Below are 13,808 nucleotides of genomic sequence, written 5' to 3'. Positions count from 1 at the left end.
CTTTAATTAGCCTTCAAGCTCGGCTAGGCACATCTCTTCGTGGATTTGCTTAACCCAGTTTGCAACGCGCTCTTCAGTTAATTCTGGTTGACGATCTTCGTCGATACATAGACCAACGAATTGGCTGTCATCGCCTTCAACCAGTGCTTTCGATGCTTCGAACTCGTAACCTTCTGTTGAAGTGTAACCTAGAATAGTACCACCTTTAGACTCAACGATGTCACGTACAGTGCCCATCGCATCACAGAAGTATTCTGCGTAGTCTTCTTGGTCGCCACAGCCAAAGATAGCCACTAGCTTCGTTGAGAAGTCAATTTGCTCAAGCTCTGGGAAGAAATCATCCCAATCACACTGTGCTTCGCCGTAGTACCACGTAGGGATACCAAGAAGAAGAAGATCGAAATTATCAATGTCTTCTTTGCTGCTTTTTGCGATGTCTTGAACGTGAACTAGTTGCTTGCCTAGTTGTTTTTGAATCATCTTTGCAACGGCTTCAGTATTACCTGTGTCGCTACCGAAGAAGATACCTACACTTGCCATAGAATCTATACCTTTACATTGTTTATTATTGGCGATGGGGATAAGGGCTTACCCAAGTCCTGAGCCTTCCCAACTGAGCTGAATCATGCCTTTCGCAATAAATCCAGCACAGCCTAGGAAAAGAACTAACCATACAATACGACGACCAAAAACGGGTACATTACCCTGATTTAGCACATCTTTTATTGCCATCCCAATGAAAAAGAAGATAGCAGCAAAAAGCAGATCGAGCCCGATTGACTCGAGCATATCCATATAGTCGTAGAGCATTGTCGTCCTTCATGCCGAAAATTCTTGCGCGCACTATACCACTGTTAAACGGTAAAGTTAATGCAATACAAGATGGGTTATTTTAATAATCTCGCACGAGTGTTCGAATTTGTTAACTCGAAATGTATTTCCTGATCACGCGCATGACTTCTGCGGGTTTTTCTGCATGTAGCCAGTGACCAGTATTAGCGATTATATGTGCTTTAGCTTGCTTGAACTGACGCTTAACAGCGGTTTGATACTCTGGTATGAGGTAGTCAGAATCACCGCCTTTTACAAACAAGGTCGGAATGTCTGTAGAGGGAATTTCTTGCCAGCCGATAATGTCAGCGTAGTTATCAAACAGGCTAGCTACGTTAAAGCGCCATTCCATTGCTTCGCCGTGTTTATATAACGATTTCGACAGGAATTGGCGTACGCCATCTATCTCAATATGTTGGGCTAGGATGTCCATGGCTTGTTGGCGGTTTGTTGGCTGTTCTTTGAGTACAGCTTGCAGACCATTGAATACATTGTCATGGCGATTGGTGTCGTAAGCGACAGGCGCAATATCTAATATGACGAGCTGCTTTACAAGCTCAGGTGCAATATCCGCCACTTTAATTGCCACTTTACCACCCATTGAATGCCCTATAACAAGTGCAGGTTCGACGTTTAAATGGCGTAGCAACGTCACGACATCTTGTGCCATAGACGGATAATCATGAATATCAGAGTGAAAAGAAAGTCCGTGATTACGTAAGTCGATGCTGATCACGGAGTGATCTTGAGCGAGATCACGTGCCAGTAGGCCAAGATTACTGAAACTTCCAAACAATCCATGAATTAAAACAACCGTTTGACCTTGGCCTTCTTGCTTATAGTTGAGTAATGCTGACATTTTATCTTATTCGTAATGGGTTTAACGTGGAGTATCCGAAAGGATCTCGTTATAATCCCCCAGAGTTTAAACATTGAGAATGTGAAAAGCGAATGAAAACAATTGAGGTTGATGAGGATCTATACCGTTACATTGCAAGCCAAACAAAGCATATCGGTGAAAGTGCCTCGGATATTTTGCGACGCCTTTTAAACCTTGACGGTCAGTTACAGGAAGCAGAAATTGCAACTGTAGTACAGCAGCCTCAAGGGATTGTAGTAAGTAAAGACGCGGGTAAAACAGATTCGGTAGATATGGTGAAAGAGATGCGTTCTCTGCTTATTTCTGATGAGTTTGCTGGTCTTAAGAAAGCGATTGATCGCTTCATGTTGGTGCTATCAACCTTACACAAACTGAATCCAGAGAGTTTCTCTCAAGCAACAAAAGTGAAGGGGCGTAAACGCGTTTACTTTGCTGATAATGAAGAGACTCTGCTAGCGAATGGTAACACCACGAAGCCAAAAGCGATTCCGGAAACACCGTTTTGGGTAATTACTAATAACAACACCAGTCGCAAACGACAAATGGTGGAGCAGGTGATGACTCAAATGGAATTCCAGCCTGACTTAATAGAGAAAGTAACAGGTTCAATTTAAGAAACCTGATAGAAGCCTCATAATGTGTAGCGTTTAGCGGATATTATGAGGCTTTTTTGATTTTATTTGTTTTTAATGAAAGGATGTCAAACATGGCGATGCACCCTCGTGCTGGGCAAAAAGCGCAGCAGGAAGATCTTCACAATATTCCAGCACTCGTTGCTAACTACTTCTTACTTCAACCAGATGCAGCAAACGCAGAGCATAACGTTCAGTTTGGTACTTCTGGTCACCGCGGTACAGCAGACAAACACACTTTTAACGAAAACCATATTTTGGCAATTGCTCAGGCAGTAGCAGAAGTGCGTGCAGAACAAGGTACAACCGGTCCTCTGTTTGTGGGTAAAGACACTCACGCGCTATCTGAACCAGCATTTTCAAGCGTTATTGAAGTATTGATTGCGAACGGCGTAAAAGTGATCGTTCAGCAAGACAATGGCTATACACCAACACCTGGTATTTCTCATGCGATTTTGACTTACAACATTAAGCATGATGATAAAGCGGACGGCATCGTGATTACGCCATCCCACAATCCACCACAAGACGGTGGCATCAAATACAACCCGACTCACGGTGGTCCTGCTGAAGCGGAACTCACCCAAGCGATTGAAGATCGTGCAAACGCATTGATCGCTGAAGGCCTGCAAGGCGTGAAGCGTCTGCCTCTAGCAGAAGCAAAAGCATCGGAATTGTTTGTTGAGATGGACTTGGTGAAACCATACGTCGAGGATCTAGTGAATGTTATCGATATGGATGCCATACAAAAAGCAAATCTGAAGATTGGTGTTGATCCATTGGGTGGCAGCGGCATCGATTACTGGCGTCAAATTGGTCAGGCGTACAATCTAGACCTAACACTAGTAAGTGAAGCAATTGACCCGTCTTTCCAATTCATGTCGCTAGATAAAGACGGCGTTGTACGTATGGACTGTTCTTCTCCTTACGCAATGGCGGGTCTGTTGGCACTGAAAGACGAATACGACTTAGCATTTGGTAACGACCCTGACTACGATCGTCACGGTATCGTTACGCCAAAAGGTTTGATGAACCCGAACCACTTCTTAGCAGTATGTATCGACTACCTATACCGTCACCGCGATGCGTGGGGTAAAGATGTCGCAGTTGGTAAAACGCTAGTATCAAGTGCACTGATTGATCGTGTTGTGGCTGATCTCGGTCGCGATCTTTGTGAAGTACCAGTCGGCTTTAAATGGTTTGTTGATGGCCTTTACGCTGGTAAGTTTGGCTTCGGTGGTGAAGAAAGTGCGGGTGCGTCTTTCCTTCGTAAAGATGGTACGCCTTGGTCAACGGACAAAGACGGTATCCTACTTTGTTTATTAGCGGCAGAAATCACAGCCGTAACGGGTAAGAATCCTCAAGAATACTACGAAGAGCTAGTGGCGAAACACGGCGAATCTAAGTACAACCGTATTCAAGCGGTAGCCAATGGCCCGCAAAAAGACGTATTGAAGAAGCTTTCTCCAGAAATGGTTGCAGCTGAAACACTAGCCGGTGATGTCATTACTGCTCGTTTGACTCACGCTCCAGGTAATGGTGCAGCAATCGGTGGTCTGAAAGTGACAACAGCAAATGGTTGGTTTGCGGCACGTCCATCTGGCACCGAAGACATCTACAAAATTTACTGTGAAAGCTTCAAAGGTGAAGAGCACCTAAAGCAAATCGAAGCAGAAGCGCAAGAGATCGTGAATCAAGTGTTTGCAGCTGCTGGTCTGTAAGCACTTAGTTCCAAATTAGTTATAAAGGGTTGGTGTGAGAGCACCAACCCTTTTTTGTTTACGGGGGGCGCATGGATTAAACGGCAGGGTGTTATTCCTTATCGCAACACCGGAATACGTAAGAGAATCCATGTTAGTCCAAAGCTTATTGGTTATTTGGCCATGAATCTGGCACCACAAACCAAAATTGGCCAAGCCGAGTTTGTGCATGGATGAATTTACCTGATGGCTTGCTTATTGGGTCTTCATGCTTTTCAGTTCCAATTGCCCATAATGGTTTGGAAAGGGCGTAAAGTGGCTGTTCAATTTGCTCCCATTGGCTCTGATAACACCAATAACCGGATATTTGATTCGGGTCTAGTTCGTAGCCTAAACAGCTTGTCGGGATAGGTTCTGCCGAAAAGGGGTTAACGTAAAGACGTCCCTGCATCAGGAGGTGCTCACTCGGTATATTGTCTAACGGTAACTGTTGGTGGAACTCTTCTCTCTGACTCATCTTTAGTTGGTGAGTGAGCATGCGATCGAGCTTCTTGTGCAGTTGGTCGTGAGCATTCGGTCCATACCAAATACCTTCATGAAGTAAGTAAAACTTGATGGCCACTTCCCAATGCTCGTGTTGTTTGGTCTCCTGATTCTCGAGGATCAAATCGACGGCACCAATGGTGCGGCCAGTCGCGTCATTGAGTTGAATCTCTTCAGCAATCAATTCATATCGAGTTGAGCAAGTCAGCAGCTTGGTACAAAGGTGTTGGTAAAGGAAGCCAAGTCGTGGATTGCCATCGTAGACTTCATTGTCCGATAGAGGTGGTGCCAGAATATCTTCGACGCTGACAAAGGGCGTGTGAAGTTTAAAAAGTGGCGGGGTGCTAGCAATCCATTGATAGAAACGTTGTAGAGAATTCATCCATTATCCTGGTTGTTACAGGCAAAGCCTTTCTATTGTATCGAAATTTAAGCGAGTTGGGGATGTCACAACTGGCATCTGGATTGCGGTTCGATATACACTTTGCTCAAGCCACAAGTATTGGAATTAAAAATGAATAATTTTCAGCTAGAAAAGATCCTTAACGAGAAACTGTCGCCGCAACTTATTAAAGACTATGCACCTAATGGTATGCAAGTGGAAGGTAAGTCTGAAATCAAACGCATCGTGACAGGCGTAACCGCTTCACAAGCGTTGATTGATAAAGCCGTTGAATTAGAGGCAGATGCGCTACTTGTTCACCATGGGTATTTTTGGAAAGGCGAGCCAGAGCCCATTCGCGGCATGAAAGGGAAGCGCATCCGTAGCTTGATTAAAAATGACATCAACCTGTATGGCTATCACTTACCGTTAGATATTCACCCAGAACTCGGTAACAACGCAGAACTTGCTCGTTTATTGGAAATTGAAGTTGAAGGCGGACTTGAAGGTCATCCTCAATCTGTGGCTATGTTTGGTCGTTTAAAATACGCGATGACAGGTGCTGAGTTTGCTAACAAAATCAATCAAGTATTAAAGCGTGAGCCTTTGCATATTGCTCCTGAAAATGCAGACAAGATGATAAAGACGGTTGGTTGGTGCACGGGCGGTGGACAAGACTATATTGAACTGGCGGCACAACACGGCTTAGATGCATTTATTTCGGGGGAGATCTCAGAGCGCACAACTTACAGTGCTCGTGAGTTGGATATTCACTATTTCTCAGCGGGTCATCACGCAACAGAGCGTTACGGCATTAAAGCGTTAGGTGAGTGGCTAGAAAAAGAGCATTGCCTCGACGTAGAATTTATTGATATTGATAATCCAGTGTAAGTTCACCGTACAACAAAAATTAAAGGGTTGAGACGTGAGTCGAAACCCTTTATACGCATCCTAGATCCTAGATCCTAGATCCTAGATCCTAGATCCTAGATCCTAGATCCTAAAACCTTATTCGCGCTCATGCAGTGGTGAAAAATCGCGTTGCGTTTCACCAGTGTAAAGCTGACGAGGACGGCCGATACGATTTAGTGGATCACTGTGCATCTCGTTCCAGTGAGCAATCCAACCGATAGTACGAGAAATCGCGAAGATAACCGTAAACATCGATACTGGAATGCCAATCGCCTTTAGGATGATGCCTGAATAGAAATCTACGTTCGGGTATAACTTCTTAGACACGAAGTATTCGTCAGAAAGTGCAATGCGCTCAAGTTCCATCGCTACGTCTAGTAGTGGGTCTTTGATATTCAGCTCTTTAAGAACTTCGTAACAGGTTTCACGCATTACCGTCGCGCGAGGATCGTAGTTTTTGTAAACACGATGACCAAAGCCCATCAGGCGGAATGGGTCATCCTTGTCTTTTGCACGCTCTACATACTCTGGAATGTTATCTACGCTGCCGATCTCTTCAAGCATCTTCAGACACGCTTCGTTTGCTCCACCGTGAGCTGGTCCCCATAGAGATGCGATACCTGCGGCAATACAGGCGAATGGGTTGGCGCCGGACGAACCAGCTAGACGAACAGTAGATGTTGAAGCATTTTGCTCATGGTCCGCATGTAGCGTAAAGATTTTGTCCATAGCACGAGCGACTACTGGATTAACCTCGTATTCTTCACATGGGTTAGCAAACATCATGTGTAGATAGTTTTCAGCGTAGCTTAGGTCGTTGCGAGGGTAGATAAATGGCTGGCCGATCGAGTATTTGTAACACATTGCCGCCAGGGTTGGCATTTTTGAAATCAGGCGATAAGCGGCAATTTCGCGGTGCTCATCGTTATTGATATCCAATGAGTCGTGATAAAAGGCTGCTAATGCGCCAACCACACCACACATTACTGCCATTGGGTGAGCATCACGGCGGAAACCATGGAAGAAGCTTGCGATTTGCTCATGTACCATAGTATGGCGAGTAACGGTTGTTTTAAACTGCTCGTATTGTTCGCGGGTAGGTGCTTCACCATAAAGCAGGATGTAACACACTTCTAAGTAATCTGCGTTATTGGCTAATTGATCAATCGGGTAACCACGGTGCAAAAGAATCCCTTTGCCGCCATCGATATAGGTGATTGATGATTCACAAGATGCAGTGGCAAGAAAACCAGGGTCAAAAGTAAAGTAACCATTGGCTCCCAGTTTACGAACATCAATTACGGGTGTACCGAGGGCACCGTCCATAATTGGCAGCTCGATTGGCGCATGACCTTCGACATGAAGGGTCGCTTTCTTATCCGCCATAACAATCTCCTTTGTTTATTATTTAATCCGTCCAGGATGTATATGTGACATTTTTTACTGTTGTTAAAGCTTAAAGTCAATTTTTCTCCATTTTTGTGTGCACTTGTTATGATTTTTTACATGAAAATCGTTAAAAATCTGTTCCATGTAGCATAATTTGTTACATCAATTGTATTGGAATGTTACTGGTCGTATATTGGCACAGAAAATTTTAGTTAAATCCTTATAAATTCGGGGCTAGAAACAAAAGTGAGGTTTGTTTGTAGATTCCGGCGTTAACAATTCATTTACAATTAACTCTGGGTTTATCCTGAGTGCTTGTTAATTAGATGTTAACTTTTATGCGTTTGGAAGCTGAAATTGGTTATAACAATAAATGCTCAATGGAGCTGAGTGAGCAAGCCCGTGAAAGAAAGAAAGTCAAGACCTGTTAATTTAGATTTACAGACCATCCGCTTTCCCATCACAGCAATCGCGTCAATCCTGCACCGTGTGTCAGGTGTGATTACGTTTGTTGCGGTGGGTATACTACTTTGGTTACTGTCCATTTCTCTGTCGTCCCCGATGGGTTTTATGGAAGCCGCTGACGTTGTCGATAGCTTCTTCGTGAAATTCATTCTATGGGGAATTCTAACTGCACTTGCCTACCACATTGTTGGTGGTGTTCGTCACCTACTGATGGACTTAGGCCACTTCGAAGAACTAGATTCAGGCGCGATGAGCGCTAAAGTCACGTTTGGTGTAACTGTAGTGCTATCACTATTGGCGGGGATCTTGGTATGGTAAAACACGTTTCTTCATTTGGTCGTAATGGTGTTCACGATTTCTTATTGATTCGTGCATCCGCCATCATTATGACGCTGTATACAATTTATCTGGTGAGCTTCTGTGCTTTCTCGGATATCTCTTACGCATCTTGGACCCAATTTTTTGGTGGTACATTCACTAAAGTCTTCACCATGTTGGCACTTGTCTCTGTGTTGATCCATGCGTGGATTGGTTTATGGCAAGTATTCACCGATTACATTAAGTGCGCGAAACTTCGTGGTGCGCTGCAACTTGGTGTTATTGCCGTGCTATTCGGCTATGTCTTCTCTGGTTTATTTATTCTGTGGGGTGCGTAAGTGTCTATTCCAGTTCGTGAGTTTGATGCCGTAGTAATCGGCGCTGGTGGTGCAGGTATGCGCGCTGCACTACAAATTTCGGAGCAAGGCCTATCTTGTGCTTTGCTATCTAAAGTTTTCCCAACTCGTTCTCATACGGTATCTGCACAGGGCGGTATCACAGTTGCGCTTGGTAACTCGCACAAGGACGATTGGCAATGGCACATGTACGACACAGTAAAAGGCTCTGATTACATCGGCGATCAGAACGCGATTGAGTACATGTGTAAAAACGGCCCTGAATCGGTTATCGAACTAGAGAAAATGGGGCTACCATTCTCTCGTTTTGATAACGGTTCTATTTACCAACGTCCGTTCGGTGGTCAGTCTAAAGAGTTTGGTGGTGAGCAGGCTGCTCGTACAGCGGCGGCGGCAGACCGTACCGGTCACGCGCTTCTTCATACGCTTTACCAACAAAACGTAAAACACAAAACAACCATCTTCTCTGAGTGGTATGCACTCGACTTGGTGAAAAACCAAGACGGTGCGATCATGGGTTGTACTGCCATCTGTATGGAAACAGGCGAGATTTGTTATTTCAAGTCGAAAGCAACCATTCTCGCTACGGGGGGCGCGGGTCGTATCTACGCATCGACAACTAACGCCCACATCAATACTGGTGACGGTGTTGGTATGGCACTTCGTGCTGGCGTTCCGATGCAAGACATGGAAATGTGGCAATTCCACCCAACGGGTATTGCTGGCGCAGGCGTTCTTGTTACAGAAGGTTGTCGTGGTGAAGGTGGTTACCTTCTAAATAAAGACGGCGAGCGCTTCATGGAACGTTACGCTCCAAATGCGAAAGATCTTGCAGGTCGTGACGTAGTAGCGCGTTCAATGATGATAGAAATCCGTGAAGGTCGCGGCTGTGATGGTCCTTGGGGCCCACATATCAAGCTTAAACTGGATCACCTAGGTAAAGACGTACTTGAGTCTCGTCTACCAGGTATCTGTGAGCTTTCACGTACATTCGCACACGTGGATCCGGTTAAAGAGCCAATTCCAGTTATCCCAACCTGTCATTACATGATGGGTGGCGTTCCAACACAGGTTTCAGGTCAAGCGATTAAACAGATGGCTGACGGCACGGATGTTGAGGTTCAAGGTCTGTACGCTTGTGGCGAAATTGCATCTGTTTCGGTGCACGGCGCAAACCGACTCGGTGGTAATTCACTGCTTGACCTTGTGGTATTTGGTCGTGCAACGGGCTTACACCTTGGTGAGACACTGGCTGCACAAGCGGAAGCTCGTCCTGCGACAGAATCTGACATCGAAGCGTCTTTAGCGCGCACTATGCGTTGGGAGAACAGTACTGGTGGTGAAGACCCAGTTCAAATTCGTAAAGACCTACAATCTTGCATGCAAAATAGCTTCTCGGTGTTCCGTGAAGGTGATGCGATGGCGACAGGTCTGGAAGAGTTAAAAGTGATACGAGAACGTCTGCAAAATGCGCACCTAGCTGATAAGTCATCGGAGTTCAATACGCAGCGCATTGAGTGTCTAGAGTTAGATAACCTCATGGAGACCGCATTCTCGACAGCAGTAGCAGCAAACTACCGCACAGAAAGCCGTGGCGCGCATGCTCGCTTTGACTTCCCTGAGCGTGATGATGATAACTGGCTATGTCACTCTATCTATAACCCGGAAACTGAAGCGATGACTAAGCGTGATGTCAACATGACGCCAGTGCACCGCGAAGCTTTCCCGCCGAAAGTACGTACTTATTAAAGGGAGGGTATGACTATGAAATTGAACTTCTCTTTGTATCGTTACAACCCGGATGTAGATACCAAACCATACATGAAGGATTACATACTTGAGGTGGAAGAAGGTTCAGACATGATGGTTCTGGACGCGTTAATTCTACTTAAAGAGCAAGATCCAAGTATTTCATTCCGTCGCTCATGCCGTGAAGGTGTATGTGGTTCTGATGGTTTGAACATGAATGGTAAAAACGGCTTAGCCTGTATTACACCGCTCTCTGCATTGCAAGGCGAGAAAATTGTCATCCGACCTTTGCCTGGTTTACCCGTTGTGCGTGATCTTATCGTTGACATGACGCAGTTCTATGATAACTATGCGAAAGTTAAGCCTTTCTTGATTGATGATGACACACTGCCACCTTCACGAGAGAATTTGCAATCGCCAGATGAACGTGCGCATTTAGATGGGTTGTATGAATGTATCATGTGTGCATGTTGCACAACTTCGTGTCCATCATTCTGGTGGAACCCAGATAAATTTATCGGTCCAGCAGGTCTTCTTGCCGCTTACCGTTGGTTAATTGATAGCCGAGATACGGCCACTGATGAACGTTTATCCAATCTTGATGATGCATTTAGCGTTTTTCGTTGCCATGGCATCATGAATTGTGTAAGTGTTTGTCCTAAGGGACTAAATCCGACGAAAGCCATCGGTCACATCAAGTCGATGCTGGTGAATCGTTCGATTTAATTAACAATAAAAATTGCCGACTCAATAGAGTCGGCTCTTAATAGCTCGGCGCAGACCGAAGCAAACGTGAAAACTACTGGTTAAGGGAAAATATGCACAACGGCGTGATGAAGGCATGGCTCGAGTCTTCACACTTGGCTGGCGCCAATGCAACGTATGTAGAAGACCTCTACGAACTGTATCTAAGTGATCCCGATCTGGTAAGTGAGGAGTGGAAACGTGTATTTGATGAGTTGCCTAAGAACTCTGAAGAAGTGGCCGAACAGCCACACTCACGTGTCCGTGACTACTTCCGACGACTCGCTCAAGAAACGAAGCATTACAGTGTCCAAGTTAGTGATCCAGATGTCGACGCTAAGCAAGTAAAAGTTCTTCAGCTTATCAACGCATACCGCTTCCGCGGTCATGAAGCTGCAGAGCTCGATCCTCTAGGTTTATGGCAACGCCCACCCGTGGCGGAGCTTGACCCTGTATTCCACAATCTCACCGAAGATGACTTCGAAGAAACTTTCAACGTCGGTTCTTTTGCCATTGGCCAAGAGACCATGCAGTTGAAAGACATCTACTCAGCACTGAAGAAAACCTACTGTGGTTCGATTGGCGCTGAATACATGCACATGACAGACACAGAGCAAAAACGTTGGATTCAACAGCGTCTTGAGTCTGTGGTTGGTCAACCATCTTTCGATAAAGACGAAAAGCGCACTTTCTTAGAAGAATTGACTGCAGCTGAAGGTTTAGAGCGCTATTTAGGAGCTAAATTTCCAGGTGCGAAGCGTTTCTCGCTAGAAGGTGGTGATGCACTGATTCCGATGACGAAAGAATTGATTCGCCATGCTGGTAAGAGCGGCATGCGTGAAGTGGTTATCGGTATGGCTCACCGTGGACGTTTGAACATGTTGGTCAACGTTCTTGGTAAGAAGCCACAAGATTTGTTTGATGAGTTTGCGGGTAAACATGACGAAACTTGGGGGACGGGTGACGTTAAGTATCATCAAGGTTTCTCTGCAGATTTTGCAACGCCAGGCGGTGATGTTCACTTAGCTTTGGCGTTTAACCCATCTCACCTAGAGATTGTAAATCCAGTAGTGATTGGTTCGGTTCGTGCGCGTCAAGATCGCCTAGGTGATGAAAATGGCAGTCGCGTGTTACCAATTACGATCCACGGTGACTCGGCGATTGCTGGTCAAGGGGTTGTGGCGGAGACATTCAATATGTCTTTAGCTCGTGGTTTCTGTGTTGGTGGTACAGTGCGCATTGTTGTAAACAACCAAGTTGGTTTTACAACCTCTAACCCTCGTGATACGCGCTCGACCATGTACTGTACTGATATCGCGAAGATGGTGCAGGCTCCTATTTTCCATGTTAACGCAGACGATCCAGAAGCGGTCGCTTTCGTAACGCGTATCGCATTGGATTACCGCAACGAGTTCAAACGTGATGTTGTGATTGATTTGGTTTGTTACCGTCGTCATGGCCACAATGAAGCGGATGAGCCGAATGCAACTCAGCCATTGATGTACCAAAAAATCAAGAAGCACCCAACGCCTCGCAAGCTTTACGCTGACGTATTGATTGACAAAAACGAATCAGACATCGAAATTGCGACGCAACTGGTCAATGAATACCGAGACGCGCTGGATAAAGGCGAAGTTGTGGTTAAAGAATGGCGCCCGATGGCGTTGCATTCGGTTGACTGGTCTCCATACTTAGGCCACGACTGGGATGTAGAGTGGGACAATAAATTTGATGCGACTCGCCTTAAAGAGCTCGGTCAACGTCTGATTCAATACCCAGATAGTCATAAACTGCAAAGCCGTGTGAACAAGCTTTACAACGACCGTGCAGCCATGATCAGTGGCGAGAAAGCGATTGACTGGGGTATGGCTGAGACATTGGCTTACGCAACGCTTGTTGATGATGGTAAACGTATTCGTATCTCCGGTCAGGATTCAGGCCGTGGTACGTTCTTCCACCGTCACTCAGTTTTGCACAATCAAAATGACGCAAGCACCTACATCCCGCTAGCGAACATTCATGACAAACAAGGCCCATTCCAAGTCTTTGACTCAGTGTTGTCAGAAGAAGCGGTATTGGCGTTTGAATACGGTTACGCAACAGCAGAGCCAAGTGGCTTGACCATTTGGGAAGCCCAGTTCGGTGATTTTGCAAACGGTGCACAAGTCGTGATTGACCAGTTCATCTCATCCGGTGAACAAAAGTGGGCTCGTCTATGTGGTCTAACAATGTTGCTACCGCATGGTTACGAAGGCCAAGGCCCAGAGCACTCCTCAGCGCGTCTTGAGCGTTATCTACAATTATGTGCTGAGCAGAATATGCAGGTTGTAGTGCCATCTACACCAGCGCAGGTTTACCACATGATCCGTCGTCAGGTGGTGCGCCCAATGCGTCGTCCACTGATTGTTATGTCGCCTAAGTCGCTACTGCGTCATCCACTTTGTACTTCAACGTTGGAAGAGTTATCTGATGGTACATTCCAACCAGCAATTCCAGAAATTGACAATCTGGAACCAAGTAAAGTGAAACGCGTTGTGTTTTGTTCAGGTAAGGTGTACTTCGACCTTCTCGAGCAGCGTCGCAACAACGAACAAGATGATGTTGCTATTGTGCGTATTGAACAGCTGTACCCATTCCCTATGGATGAAGTACAAGCGGCAATTGCGCAGTACACCAATGTTGAAGATTTCGTATGGTGTCAGGAAGAGCCTCAAAACCAGGGGGCCTGGTACTGTAGCCAACACAACTTCCGTGCTGCTATTCCAGCAGGCGCAGATCTTAAATACGCAGGTCGCCCAGCCTCTGCTTCGCCAGCAGTAGGCTACATGTCGGTGCACTTGAAACAACAAAAAGCGTTGGTTGAAGACGCTCTGAATGTGAACTCAAAAACTTCGAATTAAGAACTAG

At 45.7% G+C, this 13,808-nt stretch carries 13 protein-coding genes; 8 read left to right on the top strand and 5 right to left on the bottom strand.

The window, feature by feature from the left end:
• Positions 1–6: 6 nt before the first annotated feature.
• From fldA to AK966_RS05450, 3 genes are all read right to left on the bottom strand, one after another.
• Positions 7–540, bottom strand: a complete 534-nt coding sequence (gene fldA / locus AK966_RS05460; RefSeq protein WP_099079323.1) for a flavodoxin FldA — start codon at positions 538–540, stop codon at positions 7–9.
• Positions 541–588: 48 nt separating this feature from the next.
• Positions 589–810, bottom strand: coding sequence for a DUF2788 domain-containing protein (locus tag AK966_RS05455; RefSeq protein ID WP_099079324.1), 222 nt, complete (start codon positions 808–810; stop codon positions 589–591).
• A gap of 112 nt (positions 811–922) precedes the next feature.
• On the bottom strand, positions 923–1,690 hold the full coding sequence (locus AK966_RS05450; protein ID WP_119463675.1) for an alpha/beta fold hydrolase: 768 nt from the start codon (positions 1,688–1,690) through the stop codon (positions 923–925).
• A gap of 92 nt (positions 1,691–1,782) precedes the next feature.
• Between AK966_RS05450 and seqA the strand changes: the two genes are divergently transcribed.
• Both seqA and pgm read left to right on the top strand, forming a co-directional pair.
• Positions 1,783–2,325, top strand: a complete 543-nt coding sequence (gene seqA, locus AK966_RS05445; protein ID WP_099079326.1) for a replication initiation negative regulator SeqA — start codon at positions 1,783–1,785, stop codon at positions 2,323–2,325.
• 92 nt (positions 2,326–2,417) lie between these two features.
• On the top strand, positions 2,418–4,064 hold the full coding sequence (pgm, locus tag AK966_RS05440; RefSeq protein WP_099079327.1) for a phosphoglucomutase (alpha-D-glucose-1,6-bisphosphate-dependent): 1,647 nt from the start codon (positions 2,418–2,420) through the stop codon (positions 4,062–4,064).
• Positions 4,065–4,209: 145 nt separating this feature from the next.
• On the opposite strand, the gene AK966_RS05435 is transcribed toward pgm, so the two are convergent.
• Positions 4,210–4,968 carry a DUF1853 family protein gene (locus tag AK966_RS05435; RefSeq protein ID WP_119463674.1) on the bottom strand — a complete coding sequence of 253 codons (759 nt, stop codon included), beginning with the start codon at positions 4,966–4,968 and terminating at the stop codon, positions 4,210–4,212.
• 132 nt (positions 4,969–5,100) lie between these two features.
• Between AK966_RS05435 and AK966_RS05430 the strand changes: the two genes are divergently transcribed.
• The gene (locus AK966_RS05430) at positions 5,101–5,859 is read left to right on the top strand and encodes a Nif3-like dinuclear metal center hexameric protein (protein WP_099079329.1); all 759 of its coding nucleotides are present in this window, start codon (positions 5,101–5,103) and stop codon (positions 5,857–5,859) included.
• Between the two features lie 117 nt (positions 5,860–5,976).
• Here the strand turns inward: AK966_RS05430 and AK966_RS05425 are convergent, their stop codons facing one another.
• The gene (locus AK966_RS05425) at positions 5,977–7,266 is read right to left on the bottom strand and encodes a citrate synthase (RefSeq protein ID WP_099079330.1); all 1,290 of its coding nucleotides are present in this window, start codon (positions 7,264–7,266) and stop codon (positions 5,977–5,979) included.
• Between the two features lie 393 nt (positions 7,267–7,659).
• On the opposite strand from AK966_RS05425, the gene sdhC reads away from it, so the two are divergent.
• The 5 genes from sdhC to sucA all read left to right on the top strand — a co-directional run bounded on the left by sdhC (position 7,660) and on the right by sucA (position 13,801).
• Positions 7,660–8,052, top strand: a complete 393-nt coding sequence (sdhC, locus tag AK966_RS05420; RefSeq protein ID WP_119463673.1) for a succinate dehydrogenase cytochrome b556 subunit — start codon at positions 7,660–7,662, stop codon at positions 8,050–8,052.
• Entirely contained in the window at positions 8,046–8,390 is a 345-nt protein-coding gene (gene sdhD / locus AK966_RS05415) for a succinate dehydrogenase, hydrophobic membrane anchor protein (protein WP_099079332.1), read from the top strand. Before sdhC ends, sdhD begins: the two co-directional genes overlap by 7 nt.
• Complete coding sequence (sdhA, locus tag AK966_RS05410; RefSeq protein WP_099079333.1) at positions 8,391–10,157, top strand: succinate dehydrogenase flavoprotein subunit; 1,767 nt, start codon at positions 8,391–8,393, stop codon at positions 10,155–10,157.
• Between the two features lie 15 nt (positions 10,158–10,172).
• Entirely contained in the window at positions 10,173–10,883 is a 711-nt protein-coding gene (locus tag AK966_RS05405) for a succinate dehydrogenase iron-sulfur subunit (protein WP_099079334.1), read from the top strand.
• Between the two features lie 92 nt (positions 10,884–10,975).
• Positions 10,976–13,801: a 2-oxoglutarate dehydrogenase E1 component gene (gene sucA / locus AK966_RS05400; RefSeq protein ID WP_099079335.1), complete on the top strand. Its 2,826-nt coding sequence runs from the start codon at positions 10,976–10,978 to the stop codon at positions 13,799–13,801.
• The last annotated feature ends 7 nt before the right edge of the window (positions 13,802–13,808 follow it).

Source organism: Vibrio sp. PID23_8 (genome assembly GCF_003584965.1).
GTDB lineage: Bacteria > Pseudomonadota > Gammaproteobacteria > Enterobacterales > Vibrionaceae > Vibrio.
This window is presented reverse-complemented; position numbering and strand designations above follow the sequence as displayed.